Below are 19,930 nucleotides of genomic sequence, written 5' to 3'. Positions count from 1 at the left end.
GCCCGCCGGGTGCTTCCACCCGGCGGGCCGCCGCCATGTCCTGCTCGACCCAGCACTGGTGGCCGGACCAGCACCCGTGGCTAGTCCAGGACCGGCAGCAGCTCCGGCAGGTGGCCGTCCGAGGCCAGGGCCGCGGCCAGGCGCTCGGCGGGCACCTCGTCGTAGGTGGTGGTGCGCTGCCGGTGCGGGCGCCCCGCGGCCTCGGCGATCGCCCGGAGGTCCCGGACCGACTTGTAACTCCCGTACGCCGAACCGGCCATCCGCGAGATGGTCTCCTCCATCAGCGTGCCGCCCAGGTCGTTGGCGCCCGAGCGGAGCATCTCGGCCGCGCCCTCGGCCCCCAGCTTCACCCAACTGGTCTGGATGTTGGGAATGTGCGGGTGCAGCAGCAGGCGGGCCATCGCGACCACCGCCCGGTTGTCCCGTGCGGTCGGCCCGGGCCGGGCGATGCCGGCCAGGTAGACCGGCGCGTTGGTGTGGATGAACGGCAGCGTCACGAACTCGGTGAATCCGCCCGTGCGCTGCTGGATCTCCGCCAGCAGCCGCAGGTGCCCCAGCCAGTGGGCCGGGGTGTCCACGTGCCCGTACATCATCGTGGACGAGGAGCGGATGCCCAGTTCGTGCGCGGTGGTGACGACCTCCACCCAGGTCGCGGCGGGCAGCTTGCCCTTGGTGAGCACCCAGCGGACGTCGTCGTCCAGGATCTCGGCGGCCGTGCCCGGAATGGTGTCCAGACCCGACGCCTTGGCCTGCTGGAGCCAGTCGCGGATGGAGAGTCCGGTCCGGGTCGCGCCGTTGACCACCTCCATCGGCGAGAAGGCGTGCACATGGATGCCGGGCACCCGCTCCTTCACCGCGCGCGCGATGTCGAAGTAGGCGGTGCCGGGCAGGTCGGGGTGGATGCCGCCCTGCATGCAGACCTCGGTGGCACCGACCTCCCAGGCCTGCGCGGCCCGGTCGGCCACCTGCTCCAGGGAGAGGGTGTAGGCGTCCGCGTCGGTGCGGCGCTGGGCGAAGGCGCAGAAGCGGCAGCCGGTGTAGCAGACGTTGGTGAAGTTGATGTTCCGGGTGACGCAGTAGGTGACGTCCTCGCCGACCGCGGCGCGGCGCACGTCGTCGGCGATCCGGCAGAGCGCGTCCAGCGCCGGGCCGTCCGCGTGGAACAGCGCCAGCGCCTGGTCGTCCGTCAGCCGCTCGGGGTCGTCGGCGGCGACCGCCAGCGCCCCGCGCAGATCGCCGGCCAGCCGCTCGGGGGCGCCCTTGGCGAGCACCTGCTCGCGCAGCACCTGCCAGTCCCCGTACACGTCCTCGAAGTCGGCCCGGCGGTCGCCGGTGCGGCCCTCGGTGTCGATGGTGGCGTGCAGGTCCGTCCGCCCGTACGAGGCGGGCAGGTCCTCCGGCTCCTGCCAGGGGTGGCCCTGGACCACCGCGTCCGGGCGGGCCAGACCGGTCTCCGGGTCCGACAGCGCCCGGACGTGCGGCAGCACCCGCGGATCCAGCCAGGGCTCGCCGTGCCGGACGTACTCGGGGTAGACGGCCAGCCGCTCGCGCAGCTCGAACCCGGCCGCCGCCGAGTGCTCCGCGAGCCGGTCGATCTGCGGCCACGGGCGCTCGGGGTTCACGTGGTCGGGCGTCAGCGGCGAGACCCCGCCCCAGTCGTCGATCCCCGCGCCGATGAGCCGCTCGTACTCGCCGTCCACCAGGTTCGGCGGGGCCTGGAGGCAGGCGGTCGGGCCCATGATGTGCCGGGCCACGGCGACGGTGGCGACCAGCTCGTCCAGCTCGGCGTCCGGCATCCCGCGCATCGCCGTGTCCGGCTTGGCGCGGAAGTTCTGCAGGATCAGCTCCTGGATGCCGTGGTAGGCCCGGGAGACCCGGCGCAGCGCGAACAGCGACTCGGCGCGCTCCTCGTACGTCTCGCCGATGCCGATCAGCAGCCCGCTGGTGAACGGCACCGAGCTGCGCCCGGCGTCCTCCAGCACCCGGAGCCGGACGGCCGGCTCCTTGTCCGGCGACCCGTAGTGCGGGCCGCCGGGCTCGCTCCACAGCCGGGTCGCGGTGGTCTCCAGCATCATGCCCATGGAGGCCGAGACCGGCTTGAGCCGCTGGAAGTCCGTCCAGCTCAGCACCCCGGGGTTGAGGTGCGGCAGCAGGCCGGTCTCCTCCAGGATGCGGATGGACATCGCCCTGACGTAGGCGATGGTGTCGTCGTAGCCGTGCGCGTCCAGCCACTCGCGGGCCTCGGGCCAGCGGTCCTCGGGCTTGTCCCCGAGCGTGATCAGGGCTTCCTTGCAGCCCAGTTCGGCACCGCGCCGGGCCACCTCCAGCACCTCGTCCGGCGACATGAACATCCCGTGGCTGCGCCCGGGGAGCGCCCCCGCCGTGCCCTGCGCGGCCCGGCGCAGCTTGCCGGGGACGGTCGCGAAGGTGCAGTAGTGGCACTTGTCGCGGCAGAGCCGGGTGAGCGGGATGAAGACGCTCCTGGAGTACGTGATGACGCCCGGCCGCCCGGCCGCCGCGAGGCCGGCGTCGCGCACCCGGGCGGCACTCGCACAGAGGTCCGACAGGTCCGCGCCTCTGGCCTGGAGCAGCACCGCAGCCTCGGTCGCGTCCAGCGCGACGCCGTCCCGGGCACGGCGCAGGGCACGCCGCATCGCGTTCGCAGTCGGGGGGAAGGTTGCGTCCATGGCGCGACCCTACGCCAGTTCCGGTACGTCCGGAGGAGGCGACCCTGAGGCCGTATCAGGGTCGCCTGCGCCGTGAGGGCTACCCCGATCTGGCCCTGCAGGGCGATGACTCGGGCACCTCGCTGCCTTGTAATGGACCGGAGAGGCAGTCGGTCACGGTTACGGAGGGGTTGGACGCTATGACGGACGACACGACGACTGAACGACACCGGGACAGCGGTGTGCCCTACCGCTCGGGGCGGCGCACCGCGGTACGGGTGGCGGTACCGGTGGCGGTGGCGGCGGTGATCGCCGCCGGGGTGGGCCTGGTGCCGGCGCTCGCCGACGACTCCCCGCCCAATCTTCCGACGCTGACGGCGGAGCAGCTCGTGGCGAAGGCGCTCGGCTCGCAGGCGCAGACGCTGTCCGGCACCGTCTCGGTCTCCGCCGACCTCGGGGTGCCGAGCCAGCTGCTCGCGGCCGGCGGCGGGATCGGCGGCGCCGTCGGTTCGGGGTCGGGTGCGGGTTCGGGTTCGGGCGGCGCGGGCTCTGAGTCCGGCAAGTCGTCCGCCGCCGCACCGGAGGCCAAGCTGGCCGGGCTGCTCGACGGCGAGCACACCCTGCGGGTCGCGGTGGACGGCCCGGACCGCCAGCGGATCGGCCTGATCGAGAACCTGGCCGGGTACGAGCTGGTCCACAACGGTGACCAGGCCTGGGCCTGGGACAGCTCCACCAACGAGGCGCTCCACCTGACCGGCCAGCGGGGCGCACGGCCCGGGGGGCACCCCGGCAAGGCCCCGCTGACCGGGGTGCCGACCACCCCGCAGGAGGCCGCACGACAGTTCCTGGCGGCGGGCGCGGGCACCACGGCCGTCACCGTGGACGGCACGACGAGCGTGGCCGGGCAGAAGGCGTACCGGCTCAGCGTGAAGCCCACCCAGTCCGGCTCGACCATCGGGGAGGTGCGGATCGCGGTGGCCGCCGACAACGGCGTGCCGCTCGCGGTCGTGGTCAAGGGCTCCGACGGGGGCACCGTGCTGGACGTCCACTTCACCGAGGTGTCGTTCGCGAAGCCGGCCGCCAAGACCTTCGACTTCGCGGTGCCCAAGGGCGCCAAGGTGACGGAGCGCAAGGCCGAGGCCGGCCCGGCGACGGCCCCGTCGGAGCAGGCCGCGAAGGACGCGGCGGGCTCCGTCGAGGGTCTGAACGTCGTCGGCGAGGGATGGACGGCGGTGCTGACCGCCAAGCTGCCCACCGACGACGTCGCGGTGCCGAGCGAGGGCCGGCACGGCAAGGGCGGCCCGGCCGCGCTGCAGAGCCCCGTGGCGCTGGCGAAGGCGCTCGGCAAGCCGGTCGCGGGCGGCTCGCTGATCAGCACCAAGGTGCTGAACGTGCTGGTCACCGATGACGGACGGGTCTTCGCGGGCGCGGTGACGCTGCCGGTGCTGCAGAGTGCGGCCGGGGTGAAGTAAGTGACCCGGGCTCCCGTAACGGGGGACGTTACGGAGCCGGCCGGGGGCCGGGGCGCCGCAGCGCACCCGGCCCCCAGGGCCGTTCCTGCTCCTCCTGCTCCTTCTGTTGTTCCTGCTGTGCCGGGTGCTCCTGGTGCTCCTGCGGTCGGAGCTGTCGGTGTCTCCGGCCTCATCGGTCACACTGGTCACACCGGCCTCCCGGGCGTGGTCGCGACCGATGATGTGATCAGGACTCAGGGCCTGACCAAGCGCTTCCGAGGCGGTCAGCTCGCCGTCGACGGGCTGGACCTGGCCGTCCCCCGCGGCTCGGTCTTCGGCTTCCTCGGGCCCAACGGCTCCGGCAAGACCACCACCATCCGAATGCTGATGGGCCTGATCGCACCCACCGCGGGCGTGGCCACCGTGCTCGGTGCGCCGATGCCGCGGTCCGTCGCCACGGTGCTGCCGCGGGTCGGCGCACTGATCGAGGGCCCGGCGCTGTACGGCTTCCTCTCCGGCCGGGACAACCTGGCCCGGTTCGACGCGGCCGACCCGACCGCCGACCCGCGCACCCGTCGGCAGCGGGTCACCGAAGCCCTGGACCGGGTGGGCCTGACCGCCGCAGCCGGGAAGAAGGCCCGCGCGTACTCGCTGGGCATGAAGCAGCGGCTCGGTCTGGCCTCGGCCCTGCTCCAGCCGCGCGAGCTGCTGGTCCTGGACGAGCCGACCAACGGCCTCGACCCGCAGGGCATGCGGGAGATCCGGGCACTGATCCGGGAGGTCGCGGCCGAGGGCACGACGGTGTTCCTCTCCTCTCACCTGCTGGACGAGATCGAGCAGGTCTGCACGCACGCCGCGGTGATGTCGCGCGGCCGGCTGGTGGTGCAGGGCACCGTCGCCGAGCTGGCCGCCCGGGCCCAGGGCCGGCTGGTGGTCCGCACCCCCGACGTGGCCCTGGCCTCCGAGGTGCTGACGGCGCACCGGGTCTGCGACCTGCTGCTGGCCGAGGACCGGGTGGACGGCGAGTTGGGCGCGCTGGCCGACGACAGCCTGCCGGAGCTCTGTGCGGCACTGGTCACGGCCGGCGTACGGGTGCGCGGCTTCGGAGTGGAGCGGGGCACATTGGAGGACGCCTTCGTGGCGCTGACCGGGGAGGGCTTCGATGTCGCGGGCTGAGGCTCCGGGTGCACCGGAGACGCTGAAGGCAGCGGGCGCGCCGAGCGAGCCGCGTGCAGGGAGCGGGCTGGGCGCAGGGAGCGGGCTGGGCGCCTTTGAGGCGACGACGGCACGCGTGGGCGGACGACGGCCGCAGACCGCGGCCGGGTTCCTGGCCCTGTTCCGCAGCGAGCTGCTGCTGACCTTCCGCCGGGTGCGGACGATGGTGCTGCTCGGGATCCTGGCGGTGCTGCCGGTCCTGATCGGCGTGGTGGTCCGGATCGAGACGGACGGCCCGCGCGGCGGCGAGGGCCCCGCCTTCATCGCACAGGTGACGCAGAACGGCCTCTTCCTGGTCTTCACCGCACTCGCCGTGGCCCTGCCGATCTTCCTGCCGATGACGGTCGGTGTGGTCGCCGGCGACTCGGTGGCCGGCGAAGCGGCCGGCGGCACCCTGCGCTATCTGCTGGTCGCGCCGGCCGGGCGGACCAGGCTGCTGGCCGCCAAGTTCACGGCCGGTCTGGCGTTCTGCCTGGCGGCGACGGCGACGGTCGCACTGGCGGCCCTCGCCACCGGCGCCGCGCTGTTCCCGCTCGGCGAGGTCACGCTGATCTCCGGGGAGACGATCGGCCTCGGACCCGCACTGCTACGGGCGGTGCTGGTCGCGATGGTCGTGGCCGCCTCGCTGGCCGGGCTGGTCGCGATCGGGCTCTTCATCTCGACGCTCACCGGCAGCGGCATCGCGGCGATGGCCGCCACCGTCGGCCTGGTGATCACCGTCCAGATCCTCGACAGCTTCCCCCAGCTGCACGCGATCCAGCCGTTCCTCTTCACCCATCACTGGCTGAGTTTCGGGGACTTGCTGCGCGAACCGATGTACTGGGACGGCGTCCTGGACAACCTCGGGTTGCAGGCCGCGTACGTCGCCGTCTTCGGCGCGGCCGCGTGGTCCCGCTTCACCAGCCGGGACATCACCGCGTAGCGGGCCCGGGCCGGCGGCCGGCCTGGACCGGGCTCGACCCGGGCCGGCGGCGCGGGTCGGCCGGTTCCGGGCTGGCGAGCAGTGGGTCGACGAGTGGTGGGCAGGGCCCGGGTCAGCGGGTGGCCGCCGGTGCCGGGGTGGGCTCGACGCCGGCGGCGTCGGCGACCGGGGCATCGGTGACCGGGGTGCCGGCGCCGCTCCGGGCCAGGGCGGCCGCCCGCGCCACCCGGTCGGCCCGCACCCGGCGCAGCGCGTCCCAGGTCAGTACCGCCAGCGCGGCCCAGACCAGGGAGAAGCCGGCCCAGCGGGCGGGCGGCATGGACTCGTGGAAGACCGCGACACCGATCAGGAACTGGAACACCGGCGCCAGGTACTGCAGCAGTCCGAGCACGGTGAGCGGCACCCGGACCGCCGCCGCCCCGAAGCAGAGCAGCGGGATCGCGGTGATCACCCCGCTGAGCAGCAGCAGCCCCGAGTGCCCCCAGCCGTACGAACCGGGCACGGTGTGCCCGAAGGTGCCGCGACCGGAGATCTCCAGGTAGACCAGGTAGCCCAGGGCGAACGGGAACATGAAGGCGCTCTCGGCCGCCAGGCTCTCCAGCCCGCTCAGCCCGACCTTCTTCTTGAGCAGCCCGTAGGTGGCGAAGGAGAGCGCCAGGGTCAGCGCGATCCAGGGCAGCCGCCCGTAGCCGATGGCCAGTACCGCCACCGCGAGGGCGCCGATGCCGACGGCCGCCCACTGCGCCACCCGCAACCGCTCCTTGAGCACCAGCACCCCGAAGGCGATGGTGACCAGCGGGTTGATGAAGTAGCCGAGGCTGGTCTCGACGACGTGGCCGGCGTTGACCGCCCAGATGTAGACGCCCCAGTTGACCGATATCACGGCGGCGGCACCGCCCAGCATGGCGAGCCGACGGGGCTGGCGCAGCAGCGGGCGTATCCAGCTCCAGTGCCGCTGTGCGAGCAGCAACAGGACGACCGCGACCAGCGACCAGACCATCCGGTTGGCCAGGATGTCGTCGGCGGCGCCGGGCTCCAGCAGCGGCCAGAACAACGGGAAGAGCCCCCACATCCCGTAGGCGGCCAGTCCGTACCAAAGGCCTCGGCCGGCCTCCTGCTGAGCTGTCTCTGCCATGGACGGCCTGCCCTCCGCGCGCACGTGTGTCGAGCCGACGGTAGCGGGCACGGGGGCAGGCTGTCATCTCCGTATTCGCTTTTTGCTCATGACATGGGATTGTCGGCCGATCGAGCAGGCGCTTCGGCGACCCCTTCGACGGACGGCTCACCACGGACGCCGCCGGGGCGCTCCCGATGGGGCCCTCCCGGCGGCGCTCCCGACGGGCTCCCCGGGGATTCAGGCGCCGAGGGCCGTGCGCACGCTCTGCGCCAGCGGGACGGTCGGACGGCCGATCAGCCCGGCCAGGTCGCCCGGGGTGCCGGCCAGCTCGCCGCGCGCGATGCCGGCGTCGACGTCCACCAGGACCTCGGCGAAGCCTTCCGGCAGGCCCGCACCGACCAGGACCGCGCGGTGCTCGGCCGGGGTCACCTCACGGTGCTCGACGGGCCTGCCCGAGACCTGCGCCAGCTCGGCGGCCAGCTCCGGCAGGCTCCATGCGACGTCGCCGCTGAGCTCGTACACCGTGTCCTCGTGCCCGTTCCCGCCGCCGTCGCCCACCAGCACCGCGACCGCCGCGTCGGCGTAGTCCCGGCGCGGGGCGCTGGCCACCCGGCCCTGCCCGGCGCTGCCGACCACCACGCCGCGCGCCACCGTGCCGGCCGCGTCTCCCAGGTAGTTCTCGGTGTACCAGCCATTGCGGAGGAAGGAGAAGGTCAGACCGGACTCGCGGATCGCCGCCTCGGTGGCCTTGTGCTCGTCCGCCAGCCGGAAGGTGGCCGCACCAGGCGCACTGGTGTACGCGAGCAGCGCGACGCCGGCGGCGCGCGCCGCCTCGATCACCGCGGTGTGCTGCGGGATCCGGCGGCCGACCTCGCTGCCGGAGATCAGCAGCACCCGGTCACCGGCCGCGAAGGCGCCCGCCAGGCTCTCCGGCCGGTCGTAGTCGACCACGTGGACGGTCACGCCGCGAGCGGCGAGGTCGGCGGCCTTCTCGGCGGAACGGACGGCGACCGCGACCTCGCCGGCGGGAACCTTGGCCAGCAGGCCCTCGACGACCAGCCGGCCGAGCTGTCCAGTGGCACCGGTGACGACGTACATGTTGTTGCTCCCTGGGTCGGGTCGGGTCGAGTCAGGTCGGGCCGTTGCCCGTCGAACTTCGCTTCGACACTCACCCTAGGGGTGGCACTAACCTATCGAAAGTACGCACTTCAAAGTAGGGTACTGACATGCAGGTAATGACCCAGGACGAAGCCGCCGCACCCACACCCCCTCCGGCCACACCCCTCGGCGAACTGCCCCCGCCGGACGTCTACGACCGCATGTGCCCGTCCCGCGGCGTGCTGGAGCACGTCACCAGCCGCTGGGGCGTCCTGGTGCTGGCGGCGCTGAACGAACGCGGCTACCGCTTCAGCGAGCTGCGCCGCCGGGTCTCGGGGGTGAGCGAGAAGATGCTCGCGCAAACCCTGCAGACCCTGGAGCGCGACGGCTTCGTCCTGCGCGAGGCCTACCCGGTGATCCCGCCCCGGGTCGACTACAGCCTCACCCCGCTCGGCCGGGAGGCCGCCGAGTTGGTGGCGGCCCTCGCCCACTGGTCCGAGGCCCGCGTCCCCGCCGTCCAGTCGGCCCGCGCCGGGTACGACGCCCGCCCGCGCTGAGCCGGCGAGGCTTGGGGCTGCTTTTTATGTCGGTCGGTCTACATATGTAGACCGGTCTGTATATACCGACCGGTCTACAGACCCCTGCCTGCGAAGGGCGGCGTCCACTATGCAGACCGGTCTACTTAGGGCACCCGAAACAGACCGACCGGTCTACAGATTCGCCGCCCCGTCAGCGCGAGTTCTCCCCGATCAGCGCCGCGAACCCGTCCAGCACCCGGGCCAGGCCGAAGGCGTAGGCGTGATCCGCGCTGTACGCGCCGCCGTACACCTCGCCGGCCGCAGCACCGACCCGCGCGGCGACCGGGTACCGCTCGGCGTCGAAGACCCGGGCCAGCAGGTCCGCGTTGGCGGCCCACCACTGCGCGTCGGTCATCGCACTGTCCTGCTGGGCGGCGCGCCCGTCGGCCCCCATCCGGGCGCAGGTCTGGACGAAGCCCAGCAGGTGGGTGAGTGCGGCATCCAGGTCCACGTCCGACAGGCCGGCGCCCTCCAGGGCGCGCAACTCGTATTCGTACTTGGCCATCAGCCCCGGCCCCAACGGCGGACGGCTGGTGGAGACGCTCGCCACCCAGGGGTGGGCGCGATAGAGCGCGCGATTGTCGTCGGCGACCGCAGCGGCCCTGGCCCGCCAGCCCTCGTCGACGGGGGCACTGCGCGGCATCGTCGCGTAGACGGTGTCCAGCATCAGGTCGAGCAGCTCGGCCTTGCCGGGGACGTAGGTGTAGAGCGCCATCGGGGAGAGCCCGATCTCCTGGGCGACCCGCCGCATCGTCACGGCGTCCACGCCCTCGGCGTCCGCGAGCGAGATCGCCGCCATGGCGATCTCCGCCGTGGACCGCGCCTGCCTGGGCCCGCGTCGGCCCGGCTTCTCCTCCGCCGTCAGCCCCCAGAGCAGGGCGAGGGTACGCGCCGGATCTCCTGCGCTGGTGCGGTCGCTGGGCATGGGTCGATCCTTTCACGCCACCCGCCCGACTACCCTCTGCCCCATGACCAGCGCCGCCCCCGACCCCCTCCCCGGCACCGCCGCACCGGAGGCGGTCCGCCCCCGGGTCACCTGCCGCCGCTGTCACCGGCCGCTCCATGACCCCGAGTCCCGCATCCTCCGACTCGGCCCGGAGTGCCGCGACCCCGCCGAGCGCGTCCCCCGCCACGAGGTCGACCAGGACCCACTGCCCGGATTGGACTGAGACCTCCCGACCCCCGAGCCGCGAGCCTCCCGAGCTGCGGCCGGAGCGCGGCAGGCTCGCAGCCTCAGCACCCCTCGACGATTTCCAGCCATCGGCATGACCTGAAACAGCCCTGACGCAATACTCTGTACGATGTACAGTGTACTGCGTACAGGGTAATCGCCGACGAGAGGACACTGCCTGATGCAGATCACCGGTTCCGCTGTTTCGCTCACCGTCGAGGACGTCACCGCCTCCGCCGACTTCCTGCAGAAGCACTTCGGATTCACCGAGCAGATGGCGGCCGACGGCTTCGTCTCGCTCAGCCGCGAGGACGCCGGGATGAACGTCGTCTACCTGCGACGCGGCATCGAGGTGCTCCCCGAGGACGTCCGGGACCAGCATGCGGCCGGACTGATCCTGGCCTTCGTCGTCACCGACGTGGCCGGCGAGGAGGCGCGGCTCCGGAGCGAAGGCGTCACGATCACCATGCCGCTGCGCGAGGAGCCCTGGGGCGAGACGCTGTTCCAGGTCACCGACCCGAACGGAGTGGTAATCCAGCTGGTCGAATGGGCCCAGCAGTAGCAGAACGGCAGGCGGCGACAAGCAGCGAGCGGGAAGTGGCGAAGCGCCGGCGGGCATGAACGAGCAGTGATGACAGAACGGTGCCCCCGGCTCGGCCGGGGGCACCGTCGTTACTGCCGTCGGGTCGGGTCAGTCCACGGTCCAGGTGTCACTGCCCGCGAGCAGCGCACCGAGATCCCCCCGGCCGTGCTGCGCGGTCGCCGCAGTCAGTTGACTTGCCATCAGCTCGTCGTACACCGGACGTCGAACGCTGCGCAGCACGCCGATCGGGGTGTGGTGAAGCGTGTCGGCATCGGCGATGCGCGAGAGCGCGAACGCTGCCGCGGGGCCGGCGGCATGGGCGTCGTGGACGACCACCGAGGCCTCGTTGTCGGCGGTGACGCCGCCGACGTACAACTCGCCGTCGGCGGCCCGGAAGACGCCCTGCGAACGGTCGGCGCCGAAGCGGATCGGCTGCCCGTGCTCCAGCCGGATCAGGGCCTCGTCGCGGGTGCCCGCATCCTTCAGGATCTCGAAGGCTCCGTCATTGAAGATGTTGCAGTTCTGGTAGATCTCCACCAGCGCCGTGCCCTCGTGCTCCGCCGCCGCCCGCAGCACGGACTGGAGGTGCTGACGGTCGGAGTCGATGGTCCTGGCGACGAACGATGCCTCCGCCCCGATGGCCAGCGAGAGCGGGTTGAACGGCGCGTCCAGGGAGCCCATCGGCGTGGACTTGGTGATCTTGCCAACCTCGCTGGTCGGCGAGTACTGGCCCTTGGTGAGGCCGTAGATCCGGTTGTTGAACAGCAGGATCTTCAGATTGACGTTCCGCCGCAGCGCGTGGATCAGGTGGTTGCCACCGATCGACAGGGCGTCGCCGTCACCCGTCACGACCCAGACGCTCAGGTCCTGCCGGGAGGAGGCCAGCCCGGTGGCGATGGCCGGTGCGCGACCGTGGATCGAGTGCACGCCATAGGTATTCATGTAGTACGGGAAGCGCGAGGAACACCCGATACCGGAGACGAAGACGGTGTTCTCCCGCTTGATCCCCAACTCCGGCATGAAGGACTGCACGGCCGCCAGGATCGCGTAGTCCCCGCAGCCGGGGCACCAGCGCACCTCCTGGTCGGTCTTGAACTCCTTGGCGCTCTGCGGCGCGTCGGCCTTGGGCACCAGCTTCAAGGAGGGGAACTGCTCACTCATCGGTTGTCCTCCTCGCTCGCCGAACCACTCACCGGACCGCCCGCCGACCCACTCACCGAGCCGTCCGCCGAGCCGTCCGCCGGACCGCCTGCCGGACCGCCTGTCGATCCGCCCGCCGAATCGTCCAGGTTGCCGATCGCCGCCCACAGGACGTCCGCCAACTGGGCCGCCTTGAAGGGCAGTCCACGCACCTGGTTGTAGGACTGCGCATCCACCAGATACTTGGCGCGCAGCAGCAGTGCCAACTGCCCGAGGTTCATCTCGGGCACGATGACCTTGTCGTAACTCTTGAGCACCGCACCGAGGTTGGCCGGAAAGGGATTCAAATTCCGCAGGTGCGCCTGGGCGATGTGCCCGCCGTCGGCCCGGACGCGGCGCACGGCCGCGGTGATCGGCCCGTACGTCGAACCCCAGCCGAGCACCAGGACCCGCGCCGCGCCGTCCGGGTCGTCGACCTCCAGCGCGGAGACGACGACACCGTCCACCTTCGCCTGACGGGTGCGGACCATGAAGTCGTGGTTGGCCGGGTCATAGGAGATGTTCCCCGTGCCGTCCTGCTTCTCGATCCCGCCGATGCGGTGCTCCAGACCCGGCGTGCCCGGCACCGCCCAGGGGCGGGCCAGTGTCTGCGGGTCGCGCTGGTAGGGCCAGAACGCGCCGTCCTCGCGGTTCGGGCCGGTCGCGAAGTCCGGGGTGATCTCGGGCAGTTCGCCGACCTCGGGGATCCGCCAGGGCTCGGAGCCGTTCGCCAGGTAGCCGTCCGACAGCAGGAACACCGGGGTGCGGTAGGTGACGGCGATCCGGGCCGCCTCCAGGGCCGCGTCGAAGCACTCGGCCGGGGTCGCCGGGGCGACGATCGGCACCGGCGCCTCGCCGTTGCGGCCGAACATCGCCTGCAGCAGGTCCGCCTGCTCGGTCTTGGTCGGCAGACCGGTGGACGGGCCGCCGCGCTGGATGTCGACCACCAGAAGCGGCAGTTCGAGCGAGACTGCCAGGCCGATGGTCTCGCTCTTCAGCGCCACGCCCGGACCGGAGGTCGTGGTCACCCCGAGCGCACCACCGAAAGCGGCACCGAGCGCCGCGCCGATCCCGGCGATCTCGTCCTCCGCCTGGAAGGTGCGCACGTCGAAGTTCTTGTGCCTGCTCAGCTCGTGCAGGATGTCCGAGGCGGGGGTGATCGGGTAGGAGCCGAGGTACAGCGGCAGCCCGGAGCGCTCGGCGGCGGCGATCAGGCCGTACGACAGGGCCAGGTTGCCGGAGATGTTGCGGTAGCGGCCGGGCGGCAGCTTGGCCGGCGGCACCTCGTAGGAGACCGCGAAGGTCTCGGTGGTCTCGCCGAAGTTCCAGCCCGCCCGGAAGGCGTTGATGTTGGCCTCGGCGATCAGTGGCTTCTTGGCGAACTTGCTGCGCAGGAAGGACTCGGTGCCGTGGGTGGGCCGGTGGTACATCCAGGACAGCAGGCCCAGCGCGAACATGTTCTTGGCGCGCTCGGCGTCCTTGCGGGCCAGCCCGCTGTCCTTGAGCGCCTCCAGGGTCAGCGTGGTCAGCGGCACCTTGTGCAGGTGGTAGGCCTCCAGCGAGCCGTCGGCCAGCGGGTCGGCCGGGTAGCCGACCTTGGCCAGCGCGCGCTTGGTGAACTCGTCGGTATTGACGATGATCTCCGCGCCGCGCGGTAGGTCCGGCACATTGGCCTTCAGGGCGGCCGGGTTCATCGCCACCAGGACGTTCGGCGCGTCACCGGGAGTGAGGATGTCGTGGTCGGCGAAGTGGAGCTGGAAGGACGAGACACCCGGCAGCGTTCCGGCGGGGGCACGGATCTCGGCCGGGAAGTTGGGCAGAGTGGAGAGGTCGTTGCCGAAGGACGCCGTCTCCGAGGTGAAGCGGTCACCGGTGAGCTGCATACCGTCGCCGGAGTCTCCGGCAAATCGGATGATCACCCGGTCCAATCTGCGAATCGGCTTGGCTCGCCTGGGCTGCGGACTGGCCGGCACGGCGGGGCCGGAGCGACCCTCACCGGGCTCGGAACGACCCCCGTCGCCGTCCGGGCCGTCCACCGCTTCTGACTGATCGACCTGACTGGTCACTGCCGCGGACCTCCTCGTGGGCACCAGCCGCGGGCGTGAGCCGTGTGCCCCGTCCGCCTGGTGCACCTCTCGCATCCTATGCGGGTAAGGATTGCCTTGGACGGAACTACCCAATGCGGCGGGAAATCACCATCGGATGTCCGCGTGACACGGTGCGTGACAGGGCCCGCGCCGGGCGGGAACAGGCTCGTTCGGGCGCGCCGTAGGGTGCGCGCGCCCCGCGTACGCCTGCCGTCGACCCGCGGTACGTCCGCCGTCGACCCGTGGCGGGCCTGCCGTCGACCCGCTACGAGTTCAGATAGGTGAGCACCGCGAGCACCCGGCGGTGGTCCTCGGAGCTCTGGGCCAGGCCCAGCTTGAGGAAGATGTTGCTGACGTGCTTCTCCACCGCGCCGTCCGAGACCACCAGCTGCTTGGCCACCGCGGCGTTGGTCCGGCCCTCCGCCATCAGCCCCAGCACCTCCCGCTCGCGCGGCGTCAGTCCGGCCAGCACGTCGCTCTTGCGGCTGCGGCTGAGCAGCTGCTGGACGACCTCGGGATCCAGCGCGGTGCCGCCCTCGGCGACCCGGACCACGGCGTCGACGAACTCACGGACCTCGGCGACCCGGTCCTTCAGCAGGTACCCCACACCCCGGGTGGAACCCGCCAGCAGCTCGGACGCGTAGCGCTCCTCCACGTACTGCGACAGCACCAGGACACCGACCGCGGGGTAGAGGCCGCGCAGCGTGACGCAGGCGCGCACGCCTTCGTCGGTGTGGGTCGGGGGCATCCGCACGTCAGCGACGACCACATCGGGCAGGGAGTCGGCGGCGGCCAGGTCATGGACGGCCTTCAGCAAGGCCTCGCCGTCGCCGACACCCGCCACGACCTCCAGACCACGATCGGTCAGCAGCCTGGTCAGGCCCTCCCGAAGCAGGACGGAGTCCTCGGCGATGACGACGCGAAGCATGGTGGCCTTCCGGGTTGGCGGCGCTGCGGGCGGTACTGACGGATGGTGCGACGAGTGTCAGTCTTCCCTATGCGCGGACGCCCCGGACCGACGGGCGGTAAATCCCACCGGCCGCCGCCGACGGGCCTGCGACCGACTCCGGACCGCCGTCAACCGGCCGTCGTCCAGTCACCGCAGGGCCACCACACGGCCACCGATCTGCTCCACCGGTTGGCTCGCCGGTGGACCGCCGCCGGGCGGCGCTCCCCGGCGGCACCTCCGGGCGGGCCGGTCACATGGTGCGGATGGCCACCGCGTCACACAGACCCTGAAGAGCCGCCTTGGCCGCGCCGTCCGGCAGCGGGTCGAGCAGCGCGCGGGCCTCCTCGGCGTGCCGCAGGGTCTCCCGGCGGGCGTGCTCCAGCGCCGGGTGACGGCGCAGCAGGCGCAGCGCCTCGGCGTGCGGCTCGTCGTCGCTGAGGTCGGTGTCGAGCAGCTCACGCAGCCGCAGGTCGGCCGGGTCGGACTCGTCCACCGGCATCTGCTGGAGCAGCAGGGTGGGCAGGGTCGGCACGCCCTCGCGCAGGTCGGTGCCGGGGGTCTTGCCGGACTCGTGGCCGTCGCTGGCGATGTCGAGCACGTCGTCGGCCAGCTGGAAGGCGATGCCGATCCGCTCGCCGTACGCGCTGAGGATGTCGGTCACCCACGGCTCGGCGCCGGCCATGAGGGCACCGATCCGGCAGGAGACGGCGATCAGGGAGCCGGTCTTGCCGGCCAGCACGTCGAGGTAGTGACGGAGCGGGTCGTCCTCCGGGCCGGGGCCGGCGGTCTCCAGGATCTGACCGGTGACCAGTCGCTCGAACGCGTCGGCCTGCAGCCGGACGGCCTCCGGGCCGAGGTCGGCGAGCACCTGGGAGGCACGGGAGAAGAGGAAGTCGCCGGTGAGGATGGCGACCGAGTTGTCCCAGCGCGAGTTGGCGCTGGGGGCGCCGCGGCGCACGGGGGCGTCGTCCATGACGTCATCGTGATAGAGCGTCGCGAGGTGGGTCAGCTCGACCACCACGGCGGCCGGGACCACGCCCGGCGCGTTGGTGTCACCGAACTGCGCGGCGAGCATCACCAGCAGGGGGCGGAAGCGCTTGCCACCGGCCTCCATCAGGTGGCTGGCGGTCACGGTGATGAACGGGACGTCACTCTTCACGGCCTCGGTGAGCGCGATCTCCACCGCGTCCATCCCGGACTGGACATCGCGGGTCAGATCGCGGTCCTGCACGCTGAGCCCAAAGGGTCCCACGACGGTCACGAAGACCACTCCTCTGTCCCTGGTCGATCTAGCGGCCTGGTCCCTGAGTGCCGCCGCTGGCCATACAGGCAGGGTATCCGGTCGCGAGTGGATCACTGCACGGGCGTGCGGATCCTGTCATGATCGGGCCGGACTCGCTGGTGGGAGCCGGTCCGGAGACGACACGTCCGGACCGCGCGGACGAAGCGCGCGGCCCGGACGGTGGAGCGGTGGAGCAACGCCCGGACGGTGGAGCGGATGCCGGAGCGGCGGAACTCAGCGCACGAAGAGCGAGGCCTTCGACGCCAGGTCCAGGAAGTACTGCGGCAGCACCCCGAGGCCGATGGTGACCACGACGCCGATGCCGATCGCGGTGGCCGTGAAGGCGCTCGGGATGGCCACGGTCGGGCCGCCGGGCTGCGGGTCCGAGAAGAACATCAGCACGATGACCCTGATGTAGAAGAACGCGGCCACCGCCGAGCTGAGCACACCCACGATCACCAGCGGGGTCGCACCGCCGGCCGCCGCGGCCTGGAAGACCGCGAACTTCCCGGTGAAGCCCGAGGTGAGCGGGATGCCGGCGAAGGCCAGCAGGAAGAGCGCGAAGACCGCCGCGACCAGCGGGGACCTCCGGCCCAGCCCCGCCCAGCTGGACAGGTGGGTGGCCTCGCCCTTGGAGTCGCGCACCAGGGTGACCACGGCGAAGGCGCCGAGCGTCACGAAGGAGTACGCCAGCAGGTAGAACAGCACGGAGCCGAGCCCCTGCTTGTTGGTGGCGATCACGCCGGTGAGGATGAACCCGGCGTGCGCGATGGAGGAGTAGGCGAGGAGCCGCTTCACGTCCTGCTGGGTGACGGCCAGGATCGCACCGACCACCATGGTCAGGATCGCCACGCCCCACATCACCGGCCGCCAGTCCATCCGCAGGCCGGGGAAGGCGACGTAGAACAGCCGCAGCATGGCGCCGAAGGCGGCCACCTTGGTCGCCGCCGCCATGAACCCGGTCACCGGGGTCGGGGCGCCCTGGTAGACGTCCGGGGTCCAGGAGTGGAAGGGCACCGCGCCGACCTTGAAGAGCAGGCCGACCCCGAGCAGCGCCAGACCCACCAGGAGCAGGGCGTCGTTCTGGGTGGTGGAGAGCAGCGCCGGAGTGGCCAGGGCCTTGCCGGAGATGACGTCCGAGATCTCGCCGAGTCGGACACTGCCCGCGTACCCGTACAGCAGCGCGGTGCCGAACAGGAAGAACGCCGAGGCGAAGGCGCCGAGCAGGAAATACTTGACCGCCGCCTCCTGGGAGAGCAGCCGGCGGCGCCGGGCCAGCGCGCAGAGCAGGTAGAGCGGGAGGGAGAAGACCTCCAGCGCCACGAACATGGTCAGCAGGTCGTTGGCGGCGGGGAACAGCAGCATGCCGCCGACCGCGAACATGGTGAGCGGGAAGACCTCGCTGGTGGCGAAGCCGGCCCGGATCGCGGCGCGCTCCTGCTCACCGCCGGGCGTGGCGGCGGCCTGCGCGGCGAACGCGTCGGCCGGCTCACCGCCGGCCTTGGGCTCCAGCTTCCGCTCGGCGTAGGTGAGCACGGCGACCACGGAGGCCAGCAGGATCACGCCCTGCAGGAACAGCGCGGGGCCGTCGAGCGCGACCGAACCCATGGCGAGCAGGTCGACCTTGGTGGAGCCGTACCCCTGGGCGGCGAGCACCACCACGGCGGTGAACGCGCCGACCAGGCCGAGCAGGGCCACCGAGACCTGCGCCCAGTGCCGGTGACGGCGGGGCAGGAAGGCCTCCAGCAGGATGCCGGTCACGGCGGCGCCGAACACCACCAGCATCGGGGAGAGCTGGCCGTACTCGACGTGCGGCGCCGGGATGCTCGACGTGTTGCCGCCGGCGGCGGCGAGCCAACCGGTGGTGCTCACTTGTGCTCACCTCCTGAGGTGGCGGCGACCGGGTGGGCCGGCGCCGGGTCGGTCTCGTGGACCTGCGAGAGTGTCGCGTCCACCGACGGGTTGACGATGTCGGTGAGCGGCTTCGGGTAGACACCGAGCAGGATGGTCAGGGCCACCAGCGGGGCGACGACGGCGAGCTCGCGCGCCTTGAGGTCGGGCATGCCCCGCACCTCGGCCTTGACCGGGCCGGTCATGGTGCGCTGGTAGAGCAGCAGCGCGTAGAGCGCGGCGAGCACGATGCCGAAGGTGGCGACGATGCCGATCGCCGGGTACCGGGTGAACGTGCCGACCAGCACCAGGAACTCGCTGACGAAGGGTGCCAGCCCGGGCAACGACAGCGTGGCCAGGCCGCCGATCAGGAACGTCCCGGCGAGCACCGGGGCGACCTTCTGCACACCGCCGTAGTCGGCGATCAGGCGCGAGCCGCGGCGGGAGATCAGGAAGCCGGCCACCAGCATCCACGCGGCGGTGGAGATGCCGTGGTTGACCATGTAGAGGGTCGCCCCGCTCTGGCCCTGGCTGGTCAGCGCGAAGATGCCCATGATGATGAAGCCGAAGTGCGAGATGGAGGCGTACGCGACCAGCCGCTTGATGTCCTTCTGGCCGATGGCCAGCAGTGCGCCGTAGATGATCCCGATCACCGAGAGCACCATGATCGCCGGGGCGAAGGTCTTCGAGGCGTCCGGGAAGAGCCCGAGGCAGAAGCGGAGCATCGCGAAGGTGCCGACCTTGTCGACCACCGCGGTGATCAGCACGGCCGTTCCGGCGGTGGACTCGCCCATCGCGTTGGGCAGCCAGGTGTGCAGCGGCCAGAGCGGGGCCTTGACGGCGAAGGCGAAGAAGAAGCCGAGGAACAGCGCCTTCTCGGCGGTGCCGCTGAGCACCAGCTGGCCGTCGGCGATCGCGGTGGTCAGCGTCCGGAGGTCGAAGGTGCCGAACCCCTGGTCCTGCGCGATCACGTACAGCCCGATCACGGCGGCCAGCATGACCAGGCCGCCGAGCAGGTTGTACAGCAGGAACTTCACTGCGGCGTAGGACCGCTGACGGGCCGACTCGGGGCCGCCCGCCTTGTCGCCGAAGCCGCCGATGAGGAAGTACATCGGGATCAGCATGGCTTCGAAGAACACGTAGAAGAGGAAGACGTCGGTGGCGTAGAAGGAGACGATCACCATCGCCTCCACCGCGAGGATCAGGGCGAAGAAGCCCTGGGTGCGGCGCCTGTTCTCGAACGTCCCGTCCGGCGCGGCGGCCCCGGCCCGCCCGCCGACGGGCAAGGAGGTGGGCCCCTCCTGCCCATTGGCGAGCGAGGAGGTGGGCCCCTCCTGCCCGTTGGCGAGCGAGGAGGTGGGCCCCTCCTGCCCGCCGGCGGGCAAGGAGGGCGGGTCGGCGTCGTGCCAGGAGGCCAGCATCACGATCGGCACGAGGACGGCGGTGAGCAGGGCCAGCACGGCTCCGATGCCGTCCACGCCGAGCGAGAAGGTGATGCCGAAGGAACGGATCCAGCTGTAGGACTCGGTCAGCTGGTAGCGGGCGCCGTCGGGATCGAACCGGGCGACCGCGGTGGCCGCCAGGGCCAGGGTGACGGCCGAGACGCCCAGGGCAACGATCTTGGTGGTCCGCCGCCGGGGCCCGGTCGTCCCGGCGGGCAGCGCGGCGGTGAGCACCGCGCCGGCCGCCGGGACGGCGCAGGTGGCGGTCAGCAGGGCACTCATGCCACGCCTCCCCGACGG

Annotated in this window: 15 protein-coding genes and 1 pseudogene; 6 read left to right on the top strand and 10 right to left on the bottom strand. The window is 71.9% G+C overall.

Translation table 11 applies throughout. From position 1 onward, the window contains the following. Window positions 1-80 precede the first annotated feature (80 nt). Window positions 81-2,687 (bottom strand): bifunctional FO biosynthesis protein CofGH, encoded by a 2,607-nt coding sequence (locus tag ACFVYI_RS10945; protein ID WP_387883348.1) that lies wholly within the window; start codon window positions 2,685-2,687, stop codon window positions 81-83. 179 nt (window positions 2,688-2,866) lie between these two features. Here ACFVYI_RS10945 and ACFVYI_RS10940 point away from each other — a divergent pair, with 179 nt between their 5' ends. The 3 genes from ACFVYI_RS10940 (at window position 2,867) to ACFVYI_RS10930 (ending at window position 6,254) form a co-directional block, all read left to right on the top strand. Then, window positions 2,867-4,138 carry an outer membrane lipoprotein carrier protein LolA gene (locus tag ACFVYI_RS10940; RefSeq protein WP_387883345.1) on the top strand — a complete coding sequence of 424 codons (1,272 nt, stop codon included), beginning with the start codon at window positions 2,867-2,869 and terminating at the stop codon, window positions 4,136-4,138. 204 nt (window positions 4,139-4,342) lie between these two features. Continuing rightward, on the top strand, window positions 4,343-5,293 hold the full coding sequence (locus tag ACFVYI_RS10935; RefSeq protein WP_387883343.1) for an ABC transporter ATP-binding protein: 951 nt from the start codon (window positions 4,343-4,345) through the stop codon (window positions 5,291-5,293). Further along, entirely contained in the window at window positions 5,280-6,254 is a 975-nt protein-coding gene (locus ACFVYI_RS10930) for an ABC transporter permease (RefSeq protein WP_387883340.1), read from the top strand. The genes ACFVYI_RS10935 and ACFVYI_RS10930 overlap by 14 nt, the downstream gene beginning before the upstream one ends. Before the next feature lie 112 nt (window positions 6,255-6,366). Here the strand turns inward: ACFVYI_RS10930 and rarD are convergent, their stop codons facing one another. Both rarD and ACFVYI_RS10920 read right to left on the bottom strand, forming a co-directional pair. Beyond that, on the bottom strand, window positions 6,367-7,389 hold the full coding sequence (gene rarD / locus ACFVYI_RS10925) for an EamA family transporter RarD (RefSeq protein ID WP_387883337.1): 1,023 nt from the start codon (window positions 7,387-7,389) through the stop codon (window positions 6,367-6,369). 219 nt (window positions 7,390-7,608) lie between these two features. Next, window positions 7,609-8,469 carry an SDR family oxidoreductase gene (locus ACFVYI_RS10920; protein WP_387883334.1) on the bottom strand — a complete coding sequence of 287 codons (861 nt, stop codon included), beginning with the start codon at window positions 8,467-8,469 and terminating at the stop codon, window positions 7,609-7,611. 221 nt (window positions 8,470-8,690) lie between these two features. Between ACFVYI_RS10920 and ACFVYI_RS10915 the strand changes: the two genes are divergently transcribed. Further along, complete coding sequence (locus ACFVYI_RS10915) at window positions 8,691-9,026, top strand: winged helix-turn-helix transcriptional regulator (protein WP_387883366.1); 336 nt, start codon at window positions 8,691-8,693, stop codon at window positions 9,024-9,026. Window positions 9,027-9,198: 172 nt separating this feature from the next. On the opposite strand, the gene ACFVYI_RS10910 is transcribed toward ACFVYI_RS10915, so the two are convergent. Then, the gene (locus ACFVYI_RS10910) at window positions 9,199-9,972 is read right to left on the bottom strand and encodes a TetR/AcrR family transcriptional regulator (RefSeq protein ID WP_387883332.1); all 774 of its coding nucleotides are present in this window, start codon (window positions 9,970-9,972) and stop codon (window positions 9,199-9,201) included. A gap of 43 nt (window positions 9,973-10,015) precedes the next feature. Between ACFVYI_RS10910 and ACFVYI_RS10905 the strand changes: the two genes are divergently transcribed. Together ACFVYI_RS10905 and ACFVYI_RS10900 are read left to right on the top strand one after the other, a co-directional pair. Beyond that, window positions 10,016-10,216, top strand: a complete 201-nt coding sequence (locus tag ACFVYI_RS10905; RefSeq protein WP_387883329.1) for a DUF6011 domain-containing protein — start codon at window positions 10,016-10,018, stop codon at window positions 10,214-10,216. Between the two features lie 183 nt (window positions 10,217-10,399). Beyond that, window positions 10,400-10,780, top strand: a complete 381-nt coding sequence (locus ACFVYI_RS10900; RefSeq protein ID WP_387883327.1) for a VOC family protein — start codon at window positions 10,400-10,402, stop codon at window positions 10,778-10,780. Between the two features lie 129 nt (window positions 10,781-10,909). Here ACFVYI_RS10900 and ACFVYI_RS10895 read toward each other — a convergent pair whose 3' ends face one another. From ACFVYI_RS10895 to ACFVYI_RS10870, 6 genes and pseudogenes are all read right to left on the bottom strand, one after another. Beyond that, window positions 10,910-11,962 (bottom strand): 2-oxoacid:ferredoxin oxidoreductase subunit beta, encoded by a 1,053-nt coding sequence (locus tag ACFVYI_RS10895; RefSeq protein ID WP_387883324.1) that lies wholly within the window; start codon window positions 11,960-11,962, stop codon window positions 10,910-10,912. Window positions 11,963-12,090: 128 nt separating this feature from the next. Beyond that, a pseudogene (locus ACFVYI_RS10890) lies at window positions 12,091-14,046 on the bottom strand (2-oxoacid:acceptor oxidoreductase subunit alpha); the annotation flags it as partial. A gap of 286 nt (window positions 14,047-14,332) precedes the next feature. After that, window positions 14,333-14,995 carry a LuxR C-terminal-related transcriptional regulator gene (locus ACFVYI_RS10885; RefSeq protein ID WP_387883321.1) on the bottom strand — a complete coding sequence of 221 codons (663 nt, stop codon included), beginning with the start codon at window positions 14,993-14,995 and terminating at the stop codon, window positions 14,333-14,335. Between the two features lie 271 nt (window positions 14,996-15,266). Continuing rightward, window positions 15,267-16,277 (bottom strand): polyprenyl synthetase family protein, encoded by a 1,011-nt coding sequence (locus ACFVYI_RS10880; protein WP_387883318.1) that lies wholly within the window; start codon window positions 16,275-16,277, stop codon window positions 15,267-15,269. A 255-nt stretch (window positions 16,278-16,532) separates the two neighbouring features. Further along, on the bottom strand, window positions 16,533-18,170 hold the full coding sequence (nuoN, locus tag ACFVYI_RS10875) for an NADH-quinone oxidoreductase subunit NuoN (RefSeq protein WP_387883315.1): 1,638 nt from the start codon (window positions 18,168-18,170) through the stop codon (window positions 16,533-16,535). Continuing rightward, window positions 18,167-19,912, bottom strand: coding sequence for an NADH-quinone oxidoreductase subunit M (locus ACFVYI_RS10870; protein WP_387883312.1), 1,746 nt, complete (start codon window positions 19,910-19,912; stop codon window positions 18,167-18,169). Before ACFVYI_RS10870 ends, nuoN begins: the two co-directional genes overlap by 4 nt. Window positions 19,913-19,930 lie beyond the last annotated feature (18 nt).

This window comes from Kitasatospora sp. NPDC058218, from assembly GCF_042882445.1.
Taxonomy (GTDB): Bacteria; Actinomycetota; Actinomycetes; order Streptomycetales; family Streptomycetaceae; genus Kitasatospora.
Note: the sequence above shows the minus strand (reverse complement) of the source record. Positions and strands in the feature narration are given on the sequence as shown.

Excerpts from the sequence above, each read along its gene's own strand:
- ACFVYI_RS10945 (WP_387883348.1), bottom strand. The coding sequence starts at position 2,687 with ATGGACGCAACCTTCCCCCCGACTGCGAACGCGATGCGGCGTGCCCTG.
- ACFVYI_RS10940 (WP_387883345.1), top strand. The coding sequence starts at position 2,867 with ATGACGGACGACACGACGACTGAACGACACCGGGACAGCGGTGTGCCC.
- ACFVYI_RS10930 (WP_387883340.1), top strand. The coding sequence starts at position 5,280 with ATGTCGCGGGCTGAGGCTCCGGGTGCACCGGAGACGCTGAAGGCAGCG.
- rarD (WP_387883337.1), bottom strand. The coding sequence starts at position 7,389 with ATGGCAGAGACAGCTCAGCAGGAGGCCGGCCGAGGCCTTTGGTACGGA.
- ACFVYI_RS10920 (WP_387883334.1), bottom strand. The coding sequence starts at position 8,469 with ATGTACGTCGTCACCGGTGCCACTGGACAGCTCGGCCGGCTGGTCGTC.
- ACFVYI_RS10915 (WP_387883366.1), top strand. The coding sequence starts at position 8,691 with ATGTGCCCGTCCCGCGGCGTGCTGGAGCACGTCACCAGCCGCTGGGGC.
- ACFVYI_RS10910 (WP_387883332.1), bottom strand. The coding sequence starts at position 9,972 with ATGCCCAGCGACCGCACCAGCGCAGGAGATCCGGCGCGTACCCTCGCC.
- ACFVYI_RS10905 (WP_387883329.1), top strand. The coding sequence starts at position 10,016 with ATGACCAGCGCCGCCCCCGACCCCCTCCCCGGCACCGCCGCACCGGAG.
- ACFVYI_RS10900 (WP_387883327.1), top strand. The coding sequence starts at position 10,400 with ATGCAGATCACCGGTTCCGCTGTTTCGCTCACCGTCGAGGACGTCACC.
- ACFVYI_RS10895 (WP_387883324.1), bottom strand. The coding sequence starts at position 11,962 with ATGAGTGAGCAGTTCCCCTCCTTGAAGCTGGTGCCCAAGGCCGACGCG.
- ACFVYI_RS10885 (WP_387883321.1), bottom strand. The coding sequence starts at position 14,995 with ATGCTTCGCGTCGTCATCGCCGAGGACTCCGTCCTGCTTCGGGAGGGC.
- ACFVYI_RS10870 (WP_387883312.1), bottom strand. The coding sequence starts at position 19,912 with ATGAGTGCCCTGCTGACCGCCACCTGCGCCGTCCCGGCGGCCGGCGCG.